The sequence below is a fragment of the Maricaulis sp. CAU 1757 genome (genome assembly GCF_054482675.1).
The window spans coordinates 852,136-869,060 of sequence record NZ_JBTLRI010000001.1; the positions used below are offsets into that span (position 1 = coordinate 852,136).

Below are 16,925 nucleotides of genomic sequence, written 5' to 3' on the forward strand. Positions count from 1 at the left end.
GCTGAATCTTGACTCCCGCCTGAACGCTGTTCATGTCCAAAACACGTTGAGGAGTCAGGCATGCCGAAGATCACCTATATCGAGCATAACGGAAACGAGCACCCGATCGACGTGCCCAATGGCCTGTCGGTGATGGAAGGCGCGGTGCGCAACCTGGTGCCGGGCATCGACGCCGATTGTGGCGGCGCCTGCGCCTGCGCGACCTGCCACGTCTATGTCGACGCCGCTTGGACCGACAAGACCGGCAGCCGCGAACCGATGGAGGAATCCATGCTCGATTTCGCCGACGGCGTGGAAGACAATTCCCGCCTGTCCTGCCAGATCAAGGTCACCGATGCCCTTGACGGTCTCGTCGTGCGCATCCCGGAACACCAGGGCTAGGCCGGCACACCCCGCAAGCTAGGCGCGGCTGGCAGCCGGCCGCTTGGTCAGCGCCAGTTCCGGCGGGATGGCGTCGCCGCGCGGTTCCGACGGCAGGTGGCAGGCCACCACCGTGCCCTTGCCCGGTTCCGACTGCAGCTCCACCCAGCCGCCGTGCAGCTGGGCGATCTCCTTGACCAGCGCCAGGCCGAGTCCGGCTCCGCCGCGCTCGCCGCGGGCAAAGCGGTCAAACACCGTGGCCTGTTTCTCCGGCGCGATGCCTTCGCCGTCATCGGCGACCCACAAGGTCAGCTCGTCCTCCGCGCGGCGCGCGCCGATGGTCACCTCGCCACCCGTATCGACATGCCGCAGCGCGTTGGACAGGAGGTTCATCGCCACCTGCTTCATGCGATTGCGGTCCGCCCGCAGCAGCCCGACATTGTCGGCCACCTCGACCTCCAGCTTGATCTGGTGGTGATCGGCCCGCGCTGTCACCAGCTCCGCCGCCTCGCGGCACACATCGCCCAGATTGACGTCACCCAGGTCGAGCTCGAGCTGGCCGGCATCGATGGCCGCCACGTCGAGAATGTCGTCGATCAGCTTGGCCAGGTGGCTGGCCGCCGACTGGATCGCCGCCATCGGCTCCTTCTGGCGCTCCGACAGGTCGCCGGCAAAGCCCTGGGCCAGCATGTCCGCATAGCCACCGATCGTGGTCAGCGGCGTGCGCAGCTGATAGCTGACATGCTCGACGAACTCGGTCTTGATGCGCTCCGACGTCTCCAGCGCCTCGGCACGCTCGCGCAGGGCTTCCTCGATGCGCCGGCTGTCGGTGACATCGTCCCAGCAGATCAGCGTCGCACCGTCGGGCAGCGGCCGCGTCAGATAGGTCAGCACCCGGTCGTCGGAGCGCCGCATCTCGCCGGTCACCTGCTTGCGCGCCTGCGGTCCCGGATCGGTGACGCGCGCCTTGATGTCGTTCCACACCCGGTCGTCGGCAAACAGGCCGGCACAGGTCTCCGCCACCTCGTCGAAGGCCGGCTGGCCGTCAAGCTCGTCGGCGCCGAAGCCCCACAGGTCCTCGAAGGCATTGTTGTGCAATTGCAGACGGCCATTGGCCCCGAACACGGCCACCGCCTCGTGCAACTTGTCGAGCGTTGCCCGTTGCACGTTGATCAGCGTGTTGTAGCGCGCCCGCAGCGAGAGTTCGTCGGTCTTGTCCTCGAAGATCAGCATCATGCCGCCCATCGGGTGGCGCTGTCGGGCCACGCGAAGGGTCCGCCCGTCGGGCATCGGCCACAGCTCGTCCGGCGTCTCTTCGCCCGGGGGCAGGTCGTATCGGGCCAGCTCCTCCGCCTTCCAGGCCGAGAAATCGGCCTGTTCCGGAAGCAGCCGCTTCTCGCGCATGCGATCGAGGAACTGGCCATGTCCGGGCCGGTCATTGAGCCAGGCATCGTCGAGCTTGAACAGGCGGGCAAAAGCCGTGTTGTAGAAGCTCAGCCGCTTGGACCGGTCGAACACCACCACCGCCTCGGCCATGTGGTTGAGCGTCGCGTCATGGGCCTGGCGGAAGCGTCCCAGCGCCGCCTTGGCCTCCTCGCCCTCGGTAGCGTCGATGGCCAGACCCGCAGCCCCGCCGGATACCGGGAAGACCAGGAAATTCATCGAGCGCCGCGCCCCGCCGGTGACGATCACCTTCATCTGGCTGACCGGCTCCCCGGCCGAGGCCGCCTCCACTGCCTGCTCGCTCATCGACGGATCGAGCAGCAATTGGCGCTCCAGCACGACTTCCGCATCGCTGGCCTCGACCGCCTCGGCATAGGCCGCATTGGCCCACTCGATACGACCGGACGCATTCATGCGCCAGGCCGGCACCGGAGCACGGCCGAGCATGTCGAGAAACGCCATCGGGTCCTTGGACACCAGCCGCTTGGCCTCTTCCATGCGCCCGCGTGCCCCGGATTCCTCGATGCCGCGAATGGTCGCATCCGACAGCCACACCACCAGCTGTGTCCCGGCCGCGCGGCCATCCGCCTCGAGGAAACGCCCGCTCGGCCCCACAATGGTCAGCGAGAACGGATTGCCCTGCTGCATCAGCTCGTGGAAGCGCCGCCGCAGCGTCGTCTCCTCGCCCCCGGCGGACCGCGCCTCGTAATCGGCCAGGCCCTCCATCAGGATGCCGGCCGGATTGGGCCCGTCCGAGGCTTCCGCAAAGCGCAGCAACGAGGCCAGCGCCACGGACGAGCCGAAAATGCGCGGTTCGCCCCAGCCGGTATCACTCTCGTCGAACTGCGGGTGGTCCCACACCAGCACCAGGCCCGGATGGGCACCGAACACGCTGTCGGCGCGCGCCAGCTTGTCTTCCAGCCCGGCCACCCGGCGCCGCCACAGGGCCTGCGCCGAGCGCGCCCCTGCCGTCAGCCGGTAGGCCCACAACCCGATCGCCACCGCGAACGCGACGGCGCCGATGGTGACGATCAGCGTCACGATCTGGAATGTCTGTCCGGTCATACCTGTTGCCCTGCCCGCGAAGACTACCCGTTGCAACCCGCTCCTCGCGAATCACCATGATAACGGCGCCGGCGCAATCCGGCGACGCCGCCCCCCATGATTTTCACGCCCTCCCCGTGAGCGGGGGAGCGGACACACCGGACCTAGGTCCTTCCCCTTGATGGGGACTGAGGAGCCAAAGGACAGGCCAGTGGCCTGTCCGACGTGACGAAGGGCCCGCGCATGCGGCTCGGATGGGGTGAATCCCGGTGCTGGCCGTGTCTGACACCCGGCTCCCACCCGCTCCGTCTCGCCGCTGACGCGGCGATCCACCTCCCCCATCAAGGGGGAGGACCTGCATCGAGCAGGTCATAGAATTTATTTTCCCCAGTCTCTGAAAAACTTTCCGTCGTGAAAACAACACAATAGAACTTTTTCGCCCCGTTTCATCCCCACCCCCTCTGGCCCGTGAGACACTTGCCCCGTCCTCGCACCAGCTCGAGGCCCGGCCTAGACAACCGGGGGGACGGGGAGAGCGGAGCTCGTCCGGGTCGGTCGGTCATGTCGGCCGGCGACCCCGGCGGGGCTGCGGGCGGCGAGGAACGGCACTATTGGAGGACCGTTCCAGGCCAGCCCGCCTTGCCAACTCGGGTCCTTCGAGGCCCGGTCAAATCTCCGCATGCGGGACGGTGTCGACGTCCAGTTTTTAATTCGCAGGACGCCGATACCGTCCCGCATCCTCATACCGCCAGGCGGAGGCGCCGTGGCGATGTTCGGCATGCCGCATCCCGGTCGGGAGCGACATGAAAAGAAAGGCGAGGGATTAACATGGCACGAGTCAGACCTGTCCCGGCTCCACCCCGCGCTCGCGCGGGTCGCGAGGACAGCAAGCAGAAACCGGTCGCAGCAGCGACCTGTGGCGACGGAATCGACGACCCGCGGGCGGAACTCAAGCGTATGTTTGCCCGGCAGGACGCGGCGAGAGCGGCCGAAATGCGGGAATCGGCCGAGGCGCGCAATGTGCCGCCGACGGATGTTCCCAAGATCTGGGACTGAAGCCGGACTGGCGCAACAGCTCGAACGCCCTGCCGCCGCGCGGTTTCAGAACGGTGCCGGGGTTTCGAAGCAGACGCGCGCGCCGCTCTCCGGATGGCTGAATTCCAGCCGCTCGGCATGCAGGCACAGGCGGTCGCTGGCCGCCAGCGCGGCCGCATCGGCATAGAGATTGTCGCCGAGGATGGGATGGCCGAGCCAGGCCATGTGGACGCGCAGCTGATGCGAGCGGCCGGTGAGAGGCAGCAGGCCCACCCGGGTCCGGCCCGCGGCACGCTCGATCACCCGGTAATCGGTCACGGCGGCGCGCCCGTTCTCGGCATCGACATGCTGTTTCGGCCGGTTCGGCCAGTCGGTGATCAGTGGTTGGTCGACACGGCCATGGGTGGCCACCATCTCGCCCTGGACAACGGCGACATAGGCCTTGCCGGTCAGGCGCCGCTCGAACTGTCGGCCGATATCGACCAGCGCATCATGGCGCAGGGCCAGCACGATGACGCCGGAGGTGTCCATGTCGAGGCGGTGCACGATGCGCGCGGACGGGTACTCGGCCCTGGCCCGCGCTTCCAGGCAATCGGCGTGGTTGGCGGCGCGCCCCGGGACCGTGAGAAGGCCGGCCGGCTTGTCGAGCACCAGGATGTGGCGGTCGGCGTGCAGGACCGGCAGGGGGCCGGGCGGCGGCGGGTCGTAGACAAATGGACGCGGGGGCCGGTCCACTGCTCCCGCCCGATCAGCGGATGCGCACATGACCGGCCCTGAACTCGAACATGACGACACAATTCGCCAGCCGGTCGGCGCCATCGAGCGGCTCGAAGCGCCAGCCTTCCACGGCCCGCCGGGCGGCCCGGTCAAAAGCGCCAGACGGCATGGAGCGGGCGATGCGTGCATCGCCGACGGCGCCATCGGCGGCCACGTCGAAGCGCACCACGGCCCAACCTTGGCGACCGCGATTCCAGGCCCGGCCCGGATAATCGGGCACCCCGGCCTCGATCGCCGACAGGGTGGCGCCCTGGCAATCGTCCGGCCCGATCAACCGTTCGACATTGGGCGGCACGGGATAACTGTCCGTCGGGATGAAGGCACCGCGCGGCTCGGCCCCGAACGGGCTGGCGCAGGCGGAAAGCACGGCCAGGAGGCCGGAAAGGAAAAGGTAACGCGACATGGCCGGCACGCTAACGCCTCGCCGCGCCGCCTCAAAGCCCGGTGTCAGCAGGGTCTTGCAGTGCCCGTTTCGGCACGTGCCGTCCCGTTCTGAAACAGCATGCATGCTGTGCGGCCCTCGTCGCAGGTGTGAACTCTTTGTTAACAAGGCCGGAAAGACGTGACTTGCTTGGCATCAAACTTGTAAACACAGCCGCAGGGGAGAGGGACGGGCCCAGACCGTGAGGATTGGACCGGGTCTCCGAGTGAGAGGTGCGTACCAATTATGTCATTGTTGCCTACAGCGCATGCTGGCCAGTCCTATGGCGGTCGGCGGATCGATTTTTTTACCGTCTCGGGGGAAGTCACCCGCGCCGAAGGACACCAGCTGCGCCTCGTCGATGATGACGGCGCCAGCCATGATGTACGCCTGCCGCAGCGCGTGGATCCCGGCCTGGCCGGCGATCCGGCGACCATGCTGCGCGTTCGCTCGGGTCCCAAGCAAAAATCCCGCACGGCAGCCGTGATCGACCACCACACCCGCACCTGGATGCGCACGTCTCACGAAGCCACGACACTTCTGTCCCGGCTCGGCGTGGTGCGGGCTGCCAATTGGTGGCTGGCCATGCTGGCCCTGATCGCAACCGCGCTGGTTCTGGTCTGGCCCGACCTGCATGCCTTCCTGGCCGAGATGGGCCTGACGGCCATGGCCGGCGTCCCGGCCTTTGACGTGCGCGCCGAACTGGCGGCGCGCCTGCCGGGTGCCGTCGGCTGGGATCTCGCAGGCGCCCTGCCCGCCGGCATTCTCGACGCCATCGTCGGGTTGGACATTGTGGCCGCGGACCGGATCACCGTGTGGGGCATCGCCCTGGCCGGTACTGGCCTGGCCCTGCTTGCCTATCTGGCGCGCTCCTGGCGCCTCGTCTACGTGCCGCTCTATGCCGCGTTCGCGGTCCTCGCCGCCGTCATTTTCGGCGCCGTCGCCGCCGGTTTGCTGGTCCTGGCCGGGGCCGCCGTCCTGTTCATGCTGGGCGGCGCCATCAACCGCTTCCGTGATGCCGGTCGCTTCGAGGCTCGGGTCGAGCGCCTGGCCGAGCACGTGCTGAGCAACCCGCCCGAGGAAGGGGTCCGCAAGGCGGCGGAAAGCGTCGCGTCGCCGGACCGTACGGACCATTCCGTGACGGCCATCGCCAGCGCCGCGGCGCTCGCCTCCGGCGAAGTCTCGGCTGCCGAAACCGGCGCCGATGATAGCGTTCCGGACACTTCCGCCACGCCCGCTCCTGCCAGCCCTGCCGACGAGGGCAGCAATGGGGAAGTCCGGGCCCTCGCCGAAAGCGAGCTGCCGCCTCCCGCGACCGCCGACACGCCGCCAATGGCTCCGGAGACGGAGCTGACGGCCGTGCAACCGCCCGAGGCCCTGACGACCGGGACAGAGGATGTCTCCGCACCGGTTCTCGATGCAGGTGACGATGCTGAAGCCGACGACTTGCCGAGCCTGGAAGACGTGGCCGCAGCCGCGGCGCTGACTGCGGCAGAGACCGCTTCGGGCGAGCCTTCGCAGGGCGACAGTGTCCAGGCCGACCTCGGCGGGGAGCCCACCGAGACCGAACGGCCGGACCCGGTCGACCCGCAAGCCCTGGAAGACGAGCGCACCATGCCCGTCGCCGCGCCGCCGCCCATGCCCAGCTCGACCGAGGCGGAAGTCGAGGCTGCCGGTGCCATGGAAGAGGCGTCAGAGGACGCCGGGCTCGAGGCCGAGAACGCCTCGGCAGCCACGATTGATCCGCGCCGCGACCCAGGCCCGTTGCCGCTGGTCGACGACCCGCTCATGGCCGATGGCGACGACCCGATGATACCGCCCTCGCAAGCGAGCGATCTGGCCCCGGGCGTGCCGGAGCCGGAAGAGGATCGTGATTTCGAGCTGTCGGATGAGCACGACCGCTGACCGGGGCGACCGGTCCGGCTTTCACTCGGTCTCGTGAAAGCCGGCCTCGACCAGATCGGCTAGGCTCTTGAGCGCCGCTTCGGCCTCGGGCCCGCGCGAGCGGATCGAGATCCGCGACCCCTTGCCGGCGGCCAGCATCAGCAATTCCATGATCGAGTCGGCGCTCACCGTCTCGCCATCGCGGGAGACCTCGACCCGAGCGTCAAAGCGCTGGGCCAACTCGACGAACTTGGCGGCCGCCCGGGCATGCAATCCGCGGGCATTGCAGATCTCGACGCAACGCTGGGCCGCACTCACTTGCCGGCACCTTCCAGCACGTTGGAGGCAATGGCGATATATCTCTTGCCGGCGTCCTCGCCCATGCGGGCCAGACTGTCCAGGTCGGCCCGCGAGCGCGCTTCGGCCAGCTTGATCAGCATTGGCAGGTTGACCCCGGCGATCACTTCCACCTTGCCTTCCTCGAGCAGGGAGATGGCAAGGTTGGACGGCGTCCCGCCAAACATGTCGGTCAGAACCAGAACGCCTTCACCCCGATCCGCGTCGACGATCGCCTGCTTGATGTCACCGCGGCGCTTCTCCATGTCGTCATCCGGGCCGATACAGACCGCCAGCAAAGCGTCCATGGGCCCCACCACGTGCTCCGTGGCGGCAACAAATTCATCGGCCAAACGGCCATGACTGACGACGACAACCCCGATCATGGATGCCATCTAAACGCGGCCCGGCAGGCGGGGAAAGCGCATTTTTGCAACGGTATCACCCTATTGTCAGTCAGCCGGCGCCGCCGGAAGCTCCACCACGAACCGGGCTCCGCCGATATCACCCTTGTTATCCTTGCGGTTTTCCGCCCGGATCGTGCCGCCGTGGGCACTGACAATCTGCCGCGCAATGGCCAGCCCCAATCCGGAATGAGTACCGAAGGCCGTGCCCCGTGGCCGCTCGGTGTAGAAACGCTGGAACACTGTCTCCAGATTTTCCGGTGGAATTCCCGGCCCGTCATCCTCCACAAGGATGACCAGGACCGGCTTGCCGTGACGCTGCCCACGCTCGAGGGTGACCCGGATCTCCCCATCCTGCGGGCTGAAGGTCATGGCGTTGTCCAGCAGGTTCCGGAACACCTGCCCGATCGGGCCCTCGCGCCCCATGACATGGGCATTGCGCACCCGCCGCTCGATACGCACCGGGACACCGTCACGTTCAAGCTCCCCATAAGCGTCCACGAGCTCGGCCAAGAGCTGAGCCAAGTCGAACCGGCCGACATCCTCGCGCGCCAGCTCTGCGTCCAGGCGGGAGGCCCGGGAGATATCCGTGATCAGTCGGTCCAGACGCCGCACATCAGTCGAGATCACCGCCAGCAGGCGGTCCCGCCGCTCGGTATCCTTGGCCAACGGCAGGACCTCGACAGCAGACCGGATCGAGGTCAGCGGGTTTTTCAGCTCATGCGCCACATCCGCGGCGAAGCTTTCGATGGCATCGAGACGGTCATACAGCGCCTCTGTCATGCCCGACAAAGCGGTTCCCAATTCCCCGATCTCATCATTTCGATTGCCCAGGTCAGGCATCGCCACGCGTCGACCACCGGCCCGGCGCGCTTCCCGGGCGGCCCGGGCCAGCCTGCGGATCGGCCGGGCGATGAACACCGTAAGGGCCAGCGAGGAAGCGACCGTCACCAGACCGGCGATCAGGATAAATGGCAGCAGGGCGCGGCGCTCCGCTTCGATCAAGGCATCAAGGTCGTAGGATTCGATGGTGACGGCACCGACGACAGAGCGAACCGGCCGGATAGGAATGGATACCGAGACCACACGGGCTCCGTCCTCGTCCCGGCGCACGCCGGCGACAACGCGCCCTGTCAGAGCCTCATCGACCTCTTCGACCAGGGCGCGCTCCATGGCGGCGCGTTCTTCGGGAGAGCGCAGCATGGTCGCCAACCCGTCCAGAAGCTGGGTCGGCAGGGAGCGGGCGCGACGCCCGATATCGGGGCCCGGCTCGCCGGGCGGCGGCAGCGGCGTGGTTTCAAAAACATCGGCCAGCAGATGGCTGTCGGCGACCATCGCCCGGTCGTCGCCGAACACGAGGACACGGGATTCTTCCGGGACATAAAGCTGGCGCAGGATGGCGCGCGCATCGCCCTTGCGAAGCTGCGGTGTCGGCGCCCCGTCCGTGGCCCCCTCGGCCAGAACATTGGCAATGAGCTCGCCCTGCGCCCGCAGGGAATCGAGCTTGGCATTGACCAGGCCCCGACGGGTTTCGGTAAGCGCCAGCATGCCGACCACCAGCAATCCCAGCGCCAGTGTGTTGGCAATCAGGATCAGCTGGGCCAGACGCGAAGACGGACTCGGAACCAGGCTGCGAAGGAACAGGCGAACCCTTCGCTGCGAGGCAGGGCCGGGCTGCGGATCAGGCTTCCTTATAGCGATACCCCACACCGTACAGCGTCTCGATCGAATCGAACTCCCGATCGACCTGGCGGAATTTCTTGCGAATGCGTTTGATATGACTGTCGATGGTCCGATCGTCGACATAGACCTGATCGTCGTACGCGGCATCCATCAGATTGTCCCGGCTCTTCACATATCCGGGCCGGGTCGCAAGCGCTTGCAGGATCAGGAATTCGGTGACCGTCAATCTCACCGGCTCGCCGTTCCAGGCACAGGCATGCCGATTGGGGTCCAGCAACAGGCTGCCCCTCTCGAGCGGCTTGCTGTCACCCGGTTCCAGTGTCGGATTGGCCGATAGCGGATCGGGCGCCGACCGGGCCCGCCGCAGGACCGCCTTGACCCGCTCGCCCAGCAGGCGGTGCGAGAATGGTTTCGAGATATAGTCGTCGGCACCGAGATTGAGACCCAGCGCCTCGTCAAATTCGTCATCTTTCGAGGTCAGGAAGATGACAGGAAGATTGGACGTCTGGCGTAGGCGGCGCAGCAATTCCAGACCGTCCATGCGCGGCATCTTGATATCGAAAATTCCGAGGTCCGGCGCGTCTTCGGTCAGCCCCTTCAGGGCGGAAGCACCGTCGTTATAGGTCCGGACCTGATAGCCTTCCCCCTCCAGAAACATGGAAACGGAGGTGATGATGTTTTCGTCGTCATCGACGAGAGCGATAGTGGGCATGGTCTCTCCAGGTCGTTCGGTTTGGCCTGTTCCAAGTGTTCCTTGCGAATTGTGGCAAGAATAGTGGCGGTTGCCGCGCCCCGCCAAGGCTCCCGCACGAAAAATGTTAAGGTTCACGACGTTTTAAAACTCTTCGCGCAACCTCCGCGTACCCGGGGAGCAGGCAGATGTCCAACGACGTCCATTATGAAATCTTCTTCAAGAAGAACAGCAAGGCCAGCTGGGGCCTGTGCGAGGCGCTCGCCGATCGAGACGCGGCAATCCGTGTGGCGTCCAATCTAGTGGCGAAGAACAAGGGCGGCTCCGTCCGGGTCACCAAGGAGCGCTTCAACGACGGCGAACGGGCGTTCCGATCTGTCACGGTGTTTGAGAAAGGTGCGGAGAAGTTCGGCGAAGTCAAAGAGCAGAACGCGGCCGCGACCCTGCCCTGCCTGACCCCCGACGACCTCAGCAAGCCCCACGCACGGGACACCATCCGCCGCGTTCTGACCAGCTGGTTCGAACGCGTGCAAGCGCTACCGATGGAATTGCTTCACCGCGACGACCTTGTCGAGAACCTAGAAGGGTCGGGCACCGAGCTTCAGCACGCCGTGCAGAAGGTTGCGGTGGCATCGGCCAAGGACAGCGATGCCAGCGTTCAGAACTATATGAAATTGCTAAACGAGCTCGTCCAGAAATCCCTCGCTCGCATCTATCAAGATGCCCGGGCCGAACGTCTGCCGACCTATCCGAAAAAGGCGACATTCAGCGACGTCGCCCAGTCCATCCATGACAAGGACAAGCGTGCCTACTTTCTGCGAGCGGCCATAGCGGACAGGCTTCGTCATGAGCGACGTTTTTCGGACAAGCTCGACGCTCTGATGGAAATGGCCGACACCTTGCCGGAAGACAAGGACGCGCGGGCGTTCGCGGTCTCCGAGGTCGATGCCTATATCGCGGAAGTCATTTCATTTGATGCGGGCTTCGACGCCTTGCTCGGAAAATGCAAGGACCTGGGCGAAACCCTGGAACGTCTGGCTTGCCTGTTTGATGGCGACCACTCGGCCGATGCCCTGAAAATGGCCCCCGGTGTCGCAAGGAGGCTGGCACGCAAGATCGGCTCGAAAGAATTCGATGCCTGTCGTTCGGTAATAGCAAACGCATTGCTCAAGCGCCTCGAACTACCGCGACGCTTGCGGCCGAGCAGCGTTCGACAGGAAGTCCGACTGGCACGCGACCTGGCAGCAAAGCTCGTGATGTGCGCCGACAACTTGCTTCCGGCAGATGCGCTGTCCAAGGCCTTCACGGCCCGCTCGGCGCGTTTGCTGCAACCGGAAACAATCGACGAACTCCTCAAACATGCTCGCGACACCAGCGATCAATTGGAACGCCTTCTGAGTCTCGAGGAAAACCTGGTCGGGGCGAGCAACAAGCAGAAACTCGGCGGTTTTATTCGCTCCATACTGTCGGGCGCGGGTGCAGAAAGCTTCTTTGTCCGGGGCAAGGAGCCCGCCCTGACACGTCTTTCGAGCCTAGCGGCCTTGCAGAAGCGAGTATTGAAGGGGGCCTACCCGCGCGAAGAAAAACTGGAACTGGCCGCGAGCTTCGACCGCCTGGGGATGAAAATCGTCGACGAGACCAAGATCCTCAATATGGTTGAAGGCGGTGACCGACCGGCCCTGGACAAGGCCACAGCCCTCCTGAAACTGGCCACTGGCGGCGCCCTGCCGCTCGGCCAGTGCAGCGCCGATGCCCAGGCCCGCGCCATGCGGCAACTCAAATCGACCATGGGGATGCAGGAAGCCGGCACCAGTGACGGAAAATCCAAGCTGCGCGACATTCAGAGCCTGTTCCAGCAACTCGGTAACGAGCATCAGCAGATCAAGTAAAGCCCTATCGACAAACGAAACCCCGGACCGCTGGGATCCGGGGTTTCATAATAGTCTCGCAGAGCTGGTCTAGTTGCCGTCGGAGTCGGCATCCAGTGGATCGGTGTCATCCATCAGCTTTTGCATCAGGAAGGCGTAAAGCAGCGCGTCCCGCCGCGCGAGCTCGCGCAGGTTGGCCGCAGCCGAATGGCCGCCTGCCGTGTTCTCGTAATAAAGATAGTCGTGCCCGGTCTCCGACAGGAGGTGGGCGAATTTACGAGCGTGCCCCGGGTGCACCCGGTCATCCTTGGTCGAGGTGTACAGGTAGATTTCCGGATAATCGCCGTTGGCGTCGACATTGTGATACGGCGAGATCGAGCGCAGGAACTGGCCCTCGTCCGGATCCTCCGGGTTGCCGTATTCGCCCATCCACGAATTGCCCGCCAGCAGCGTGTGATAGCGCAGCATGTCCAGCAGAGGCACGGCAGACACGACGGCATTCCACAGATCCGGCCGCTGTGTGTACATCACACCGGTCAACAAACCGCCATTGGACCCTCCATAGACCCCCAGATGCCGCGGCGACGTAATGCCACGGTCCGTCAGGTCTTCAGCCACCGCGATCAAGTCGTCGTAGATGCGCTGACGATCCATTTTCAGCCCAGCCTGGTGCCAGGCAGGTCCGAATTCGCCGCCGCCGCGAATATTGGCAACCACATAGGCGCCACCATTCTCCAGCCACAGCTGGCCGCGTGAGCCGGAATAACTCGGCCGCACGGACACCTGAAAACCCCCATAGGCGTACAGGAGCGTCGGTGTGGTCCCGTCCAGCGCCACATCTTCGCGACGCACGACAAAGTAGGGCACCATCGTTCCGTCCGGGCTTTCAGCCTCGAATTGTTCGACGACCAGGCCTTCAGCATTGAACTGCTCCGGCACGGACTTGACCGGCTCGATCGTCAGGTCTGCAGCGTTGACCATGTAGTAGGTGTCAGGCGTCAGGAAGCCTTCCGCATTCAGGAAAGCAATGTCCTCATGCGTGTTGGTCGAACTCAGGCTGACGGTCATGTTGGACGGCACGTCAATCGTTTCAGATGTCCATTGCCCATTCTCAAACTGGAAAGCCTCAAGCCCGCCAGCGACATTCTCGTCAATCGCCACCAGCAAGGCCGAGCGTGTGGCGCCGATGTTCCCGAACGATTCCCTGGCGCCGGGGACGTACACGGTGTGAATTTCCGGCAGGCTTCCGTCGGCGACGAAGTCTGCCATCGAGAAGGAAAGCAGCGCACCTTGCGGGTAGGTCTGCCCGCCTTCCGCCGGCGTCCAGGCCTCTTCAATTGTGAAGACAAGCTGGCCCCGGTAAAGGTCCTGAAGGCTAGACTTGGCCGGGATCGGAAGGGCAACGGCCTCACCATCCTCCGGCAGGTACCACCATGTGGTTTCATAGAAGGTGTCAGCTTCCGACGCCATCATGTAGACAGTGCCGTCACTATCTTCGGTCCGAAAGGTGAACAGGCCAACATCTTCCGCGTCGCCACGAACGACTTCGACGGCTTCTGACAGATCAGTGCCCCGCTCCCAGCGATAGGCGACTGAGGGATAACCCGAGGCGGTGGTGTCGGCTTCGTTATTGGCCAAACCAACCAGAACGGTGTCCGCATCAACCCAACTCACGCCGCCCTTGGCTTCAGGGGTCTCAAATCCACCCTCGACAAAGCCGCGTTCCGAAACCGAGAACTCGCGGCGCACTGCGGCATCCGAACCACCGTCAGAGAGGGTCAGGATGCAGCGATCGTAATCCGGCCCAAGACAATTGGCTCCACGCCAAACCCAGTTCATGCCCTCGGCCTCGGACAGGGCGTCCAGATCGAGGACAACATCCCATTCGGGCGCTTCGGTCAGATAGCTTTCCAGCGTCGCGCGGCGCCACAGGCCATGCGTGTTTTCTGCATCCTGCCAGAAATTCCAGACATAGCCGTCACGATAACTGCCAGCAGGGATGCGGTCCTCGCTCTCGTAGATCGCCAGTGCCTGGTCAAACAGCCCCTGATATCGAGGATCTTCCTGGAGACGGGCAAAAGTCCGCTCGTTTTGACCTTCAACCCATTCAAGGGCCCGCTCGCCTTCGACCTCCTCCAACCAGACACGCGGATCATTGGCGGGGTCGATCTCAACTATTTGCTGCTCGACGGCCGGTTCTGTCGCATCCGTAACCACGGCTTCTCCTTCATCGCCGGTCCGTTCCCCGCAGGCGGTTAACACCAGGCAGCTCACGCCCAGAGCCCAGACCTTACTACGCAGCTTCATCGGTAAACTCCCCTGAATCCAAGATCTCCAATAAACACCGGAGGGATGCTGGACGTAAAGCGGCAGGAACGGTATGCGATCCGGATGACAGCTCGATTGATGAATGGTGCCGGCAATAGATTCATCCTTCTCGACGCCAGACACGATGAATTGCCGTTCTCAACCAACGCCGATGCCATACGCCGCTTGGCGCGCGAACACCTTGTCGACCAGATCCTATGGCTCGAAGCGGACGCCGGGGCGGACGCTCGAATGAGGATATGGAACGGAGACGGGGACGAAGTCGGAGCCTGCGGAAACGGCACACGCGCTGCGGCCTGGCACATGATCCGAGGTGGTCTCGCCGACACGGTCCACATTGCCACACTGGGAGGCCTGCTTGAGGCGCATGCCGTCGGTGACTTCCGGATCGGCGTCAATATGGGTCGACCACGCCTCGAATGGCGCCAGATTCCGCTGGCCCGCGAAATGGACACCATTGAGATGGCGTACTCTGCGATAGCTGCAGGGGTCCGTATCGGTGCGCCCGGCGCGGTCAACATGGGCAATCCCCACGTCGTGTTCTTTGTGCCAGATGTCGAGTCCATGCCGCTTGACCGGCTGGGGCCGGAAGTTGAACTCGATCCGCTATTTCCCGAGCGCACCAATGTTGGGTTCGCGCAGGTCTATGACCGCTCGCATATCCGTCTTCGCGTCTGGGAACGCGGCGCCGGCTTGACCGCGGCCTGCGGAACTGGTGCCTGCGCCGCTCTCGTGGCCGCCCATCGACGGGGGCTGGTGGGGCGCCAAGCGTCTATCCAGGCCGACGGCGGAGAGCTTGAAGTGGAGTGGCGCATAGACGACCAGGTGATCCTCACCGGTCCCGTCGAGGATGAAGGCGAAATAGTCCTGGGCCAGAGCCGCTGAAGCCAGAGCGTGCGCCTGGGCCTTGCATTATTCGAATAGGGTCGAAGACTGGCCAGCCATTGTCCGTCGGCAGCTGTGGAGCAAAACATGCGGTTCATGCGTCTCGTCTTTCTGGTGCCACTTCTGGCAGCCGCGCCCGTGGGTTTAGCTCAGGACACACAGCCAGATCCGACGCCCCAGAGCATTGCCATGGAGCTATTCGCAACGGCGTCGGACGCCGCAGGAACAGGTGATTTCGAAACCGCCCGCCGGCTGATGGAAAGCGCGGCCGAGATCAAGCCCGGTCACCCGGCGGTCCTGCGCGCACTCGTGACGATTGCCGTCCGGGCCGATCGTCACGATGACGCATTCCGGGGCGTCGAGCGGATGCTGACGGCTGGTGTAGTGGCGGATCTGAGCCATGTCGAAGCGGAACTCGTTGCGGCAGACGCAGGGCGCTGGGCAGCGCTTCAGGAGCAATTGTCAGCACTGCAGGCCCCGGTCGGCACCGCCAGCCAGGCTGCTCGCATCGCACGGCCAGATGCCTTGATTGAGGGCGTCGCCATGGACATCGAGACTGACCGGCTATTCCTTTCATCGGTAACAACGCGCGAAATTCTTCTGGTGGAACCGTTCAACCGCTCTCGAGCAGAAGTTTTCGCCGATCACGGAGATGGCTTGCAATCCGTGTTTGGGCTTGCCGTTGACGACAGGACTCGAATGCTCTGGGCCGGCTCGGGCAATGTTGATCAAACGCCGCTTGAAGAAGGCGAAGCTCCCTCAACTGCGCTGTTCGCATTCGATCTGGTTTCCGGTGATTTGTACCGACAGTTCACTATCGACGGCGCTGGGCAGATTGCCGATTTCATCGTTCGTGACGGGATTGTTTATGCGTCGGACAGCCAGCGCCCTCGCATCTATGTGCTCGACAGCGTGAGCGGCGAACTGAGAGTTCTCTCCGAAGATCCCCGCTTCGTCAGTCTTCAGGGCGTAGCGCTTGCCCGCGGCGCGCTCTATGTGGCCGACTATAGCTTGGGCATCTGGCGTGTCGACCTGGCGGACGGCTCGGCGAGCCTCGTGCGGGCAGGCGAGGAGAGCCTGATCGGGATCGACGGCTTGCGCCACACCCGGGATGGCCGCCTGATCGCAGTTCGAAATGGCGCCGCGCCGCACCAGGTAATGGCCATCGATCTCGATGCTGCGGGTTACGCTGTCGATAATGTTGACGTTTTGCTCCGCGGCCACCCCGCGATGAGCCCTCAGACAGAACCGACCCTCATCGCAATTGCGGACGGCCGCGGCTGGTTGGTCGCCAACGCTGCCTGGCCGCTGTTTCCCGCCGACGGCGCGCCTCCGGTCGAAGAGCGCCCCGAGACCGTTATCCTGGAATTGGACATTCCCTGAGGTCCGCTCAGATTTCGTTCATCGCCTTCTCATAATCTGGATTCGGACGCCGCCGCCAAAGAGGCCAACGTCAGGAGCCAAAGGGATGAATACACACGTCGATCGCGATTTTGAGCAGCAGTTGAAAGGTCTCCGCCTTACTACGGCGGAAGTCCTCTATTACATGCCGGACCACCCCGCACTCGTTCAAACCTTTCTCTGGCAAACCCAGGATATGGCTCCCAAGTACCCGCGCCTGATTCGGTTTCTGGACTTCTGGCGCCAGGAGATTGATGCCGTCATTCATTCCGTCCGGATCGCTCACAAGGGCCTGATCAGTCCGGCTGTCTGGCGCAATGCAGACATAGAGCTCCGGCTGAACTGAGCCCGCGCCGCTTCCGAGC

The 16,925-nt window shown here is 64.4% G+C and carries 14 protein-coding genes; 6 read left to right on the top strand and 8 right to left on the bottom strand.

All coding sequences use genetic code 11. The features are described 5' to 3' along the window. The first annotated feature begins 60 nt into the window (after positions 1-60). Complete coding sequence (locus ACXYMR_RS03930; RefSeq protein WP_458941451.1) at positions 61-381, top strand: 2Fe-2S iron-sulfur cluster-binding protein; 321 nt, start codon at positions 61-63, stop codon at positions 379-381. Between the two features lie 18 nt (positions 382-399). On the opposite strand, the gene ACXYMR_RS03935 is transcribed toward ACXYMR_RS03930, so the two are convergent. The 3 genes from ACXYMR_RS03935 to ACXYMR_RS03945 form a co-directional block, all read right to left on the bottom strand. Continuing rightward, entirely contained in the window at positions 400-2,868 is a 2,469-nt protein-coding gene (locus tag ACXYMR_RS03935) for a sensor histidine kinase (protein WP_458941452.1), read from the bottom strand. A 1,080-nt stretch (positions 2,869-3,948) separates the two neighbouring features. Continuing rightward, positions 3,949-4,617 (bottom strand): pseudouridine synthase, encoded by a 669-nt coding sequence (locus ACXYMR_RS03940; protein WP_458941453.1) that lies wholly within the window; start codon positions 4,615-4,617, stop codon positions 3,949-3,951. 13 nt (positions 4,618-4,630) lie between these two features. Next, the gene (locus tag ACXYMR_RS03945) at positions 4,631-5,062 is read right to left on the bottom strand and encodes an energy transducer TonB (RefSeq protein ID WP_458941454.1); all 432 of its coding nucleotides are present in this window, start codon (positions 5,060-5,062) and stop codon (positions 4,631-4,633) included. 264 nt (positions 5,063-5,326) lie between these two features. Here ACXYMR_RS03945 and ACXYMR_RS03950 point away from each other — a divergent pair, with 264 nt between their 5' ends. Then, positions 5,327-6,985 carry a hypothetical protein gene (locus ACXYMR_RS03950; RefSeq protein ID WP_458941455.1) on the top strand — a complete coding sequence of 553 codons (1,659 nt, stop codon included), beginning with the start codon at positions 5,327-5,329 and terminating at the stop codon, positions 6,983-6,985. 21 nt (positions 6,986-7,006) lie between these two features. On the opposite strand, the gene ACXYMR_RS03955 is transcribed toward ACXYMR_RS03950, so the two are convergent. From ACXYMR_RS03955 to ACXYMR_RS03970, 4 genes are all read right to left on the bottom strand, one after another. Then, positions 7,007-7,282, bottom strand: a complete 276-nt coding sequence (locus ACXYMR_RS03955; RefSeq protein ID WP_458941456.1) for an HPr family phosphocarrier protein — start codon at positions 7,280-7,282, stop codon at positions 7,007-7,009. Further along, positions 7,279-7,686, bottom strand: coding sequence for a PTS sugar transporter subunit IIA (locus ACXYMR_RS03960; RefSeq protein ID WP_458941457.1), 408 nt, complete (start codon positions 7,684-7,686; stop codon positions 7,279-7,281). Before ACXYMR_RS03960 ends, ACXYMR_RS03955 begins: the two co-directional genes overlap by 4 nt. Positions 7,687-7,752: 66 nt before the next feature. Then, positions 7,753-9,414, bottom strand: coding sequence for a sensor histidine kinase (locus tag ACXYMR_RS03965; RefSeq protein WP_458941458.1), 1,662 nt, complete (start codon positions 9,412-9,414; stop codon positions 7,753-7,755). Next, entirely contained in the window at positions 9,386-10,099 is a 714-nt protein-coding gene (locus ACXYMR_RS03970) for a response regulator transcription factor (RefSeq protein WP_458941459.1), read from the bottom strand. Before ACXYMR_RS03970 ends, ACXYMR_RS03965 begins: the two co-directional genes overlap by 29 nt. 167 nt (positions 10,100-10,266) lie before the next feature. Here ACXYMR_RS03970 and ACXYMR_RS03975 point away from each other — a divergent pair, with 167 nt between their 5' ends. After that, complete coding sequence (locus tag ACXYMR_RS03975) at positions 10,267-11,967, top strand: hypothetical protein (protein WP_458941460.1); 1,701 nt, start codon at positions 10,267-10,269, stop codon at positions 11,965-11,967. Positions 11,968-12,036: 69 nt separating this feature from the next. Here the strand turns inward: ACXYMR_RS03975 and ACXYMR_RS03980 are convergent, their stop codons facing one another. Next, positions 12,037-14,397, bottom strand: coding sequence for a prolyl oligopeptidase family serine peptidase (locus ACXYMR_RS03980; RefSeq protein ID WP_458941461.1), 2,361 nt, complete (start codon positions 14,395-14,397; stop codon positions 12,037-12,039). On the opposite strand from ACXYMR_RS03980, the gene dapF reads away from it, so the two are divergent. From dapF to ACXYMR_RS03995, 3 genes are all read left to right on the top strand, one after another. Continuing rightward, positions 14,353-15,159, top strand: coding sequence for a diaminopimelate epimerase (gene dapF, locus ACXYMR_RS03985; protein WP_458941918.1), 807 nt, complete (start codon positions 14,353-14,355; stop codon positions 15,157-15,159). The two genes, ACXYMR_RS03980 and dapF, sit on opposite strands and share 45 nt — an antisense overlap. A gap of 87 nt (positions 15,160-15,246) precedes the next feature. Next, positions 15,247-16,542 carry a hypothetical protein gene (locus tag ACXYMR_RS03990; protein ID WP_458941463.1) on the top strand — a complete coding sequence of 432 codons (1,296 nt, stop codon included), beginning with the start codon at positions 15,247-15,249 and terminating at the stop codon, positions 16,540-16,542. 85 nt (positions 16,543-16,627) lie between these two features. After that, a complete protein-coding gene (locus ACXYMR_RS03995; RefSeq protein ID WP_458941464.1) occupies positions 16,628-16,906 on the top strand; it encodes an usg protein in 279 nt (92 codons plus the stop codon). The last annotated feature ends 19 nt before the right edge of the window (positions 16,907-16,925 follow it).

Bases quoted from the DNA above. Each gene is read 5' to 3' on its own strand.
- ACXYMR_RS03930 (WP_458941451.1), top strand. From the start codon at position 61: ATGCCGAAGATCACCTATATCGAGCATAACGGAAACGAGCACCCGATC.
- ACXYMR_RS03935 (WP_458941452.1), bottom strand. From the start codon at position 2,868: ATGACCGGACAGACATTCCAGATCGTGACGCTGATCGTCACCATCGGC.
- ACXYMR_RS03945 (WP_458941454.1), bottom strand. From the start codon at position 5,062: ATGTCGCGTTACCTTTTCCTTTCCGGCCTCCTGGCCGTGCTTTCCGCC.
- ACXYMR_RS03950 (WP_458941455.1), top strand. From the start codon at position 5,327: ATGTCATTGTTGCCTACAGCGCATGCTGGCCAGTCCTATGGCGGTCGG.
- ACXYMR_RS03960 (WP_458941457.1), bottom strand. From the start codon at position 7,686: ATGATCGGGGTTGTCGTCGTCAGTCATGGCCGTTTGGCCGATGAATTT.
- ACXYMR_RS03970 (WP_458941459.1), bottom strand. From the start codon at position 10,099: ATGCCCACTATCGCTCTCGTCGATGACGACGAAAACATCATCACCTCC.
- ACXYMR_RS03975 (WP_458941460.1), top strand. From the start codon at position 10,267: ATGTCCAACGACGTCCATTATGAAATCTTCTTCAAGAAGAACAGCAAG.
- dapF (WP_458941918.1), top strand. From the start codon at position 14,353: ATGAATGGTGCCGGCAATAGATTCATCCTTCTCGACGCCAGACACGAT.
- ACXYMR_RS03990 (WP_458941463.1), top strand. From the start codon at position 15,247: ATGCGGTTCATGCGTCTCGTCTTTCTGGTGCCACTTCTGGCAGCCGCG.
- ACXYMR_RS03995 (WP_458941464.1), top strand. From the start codon at position 16,628: ATGAATACACACGTCGATCGCGATTTTGAGCAGCAGTTGAAAGGTCTC.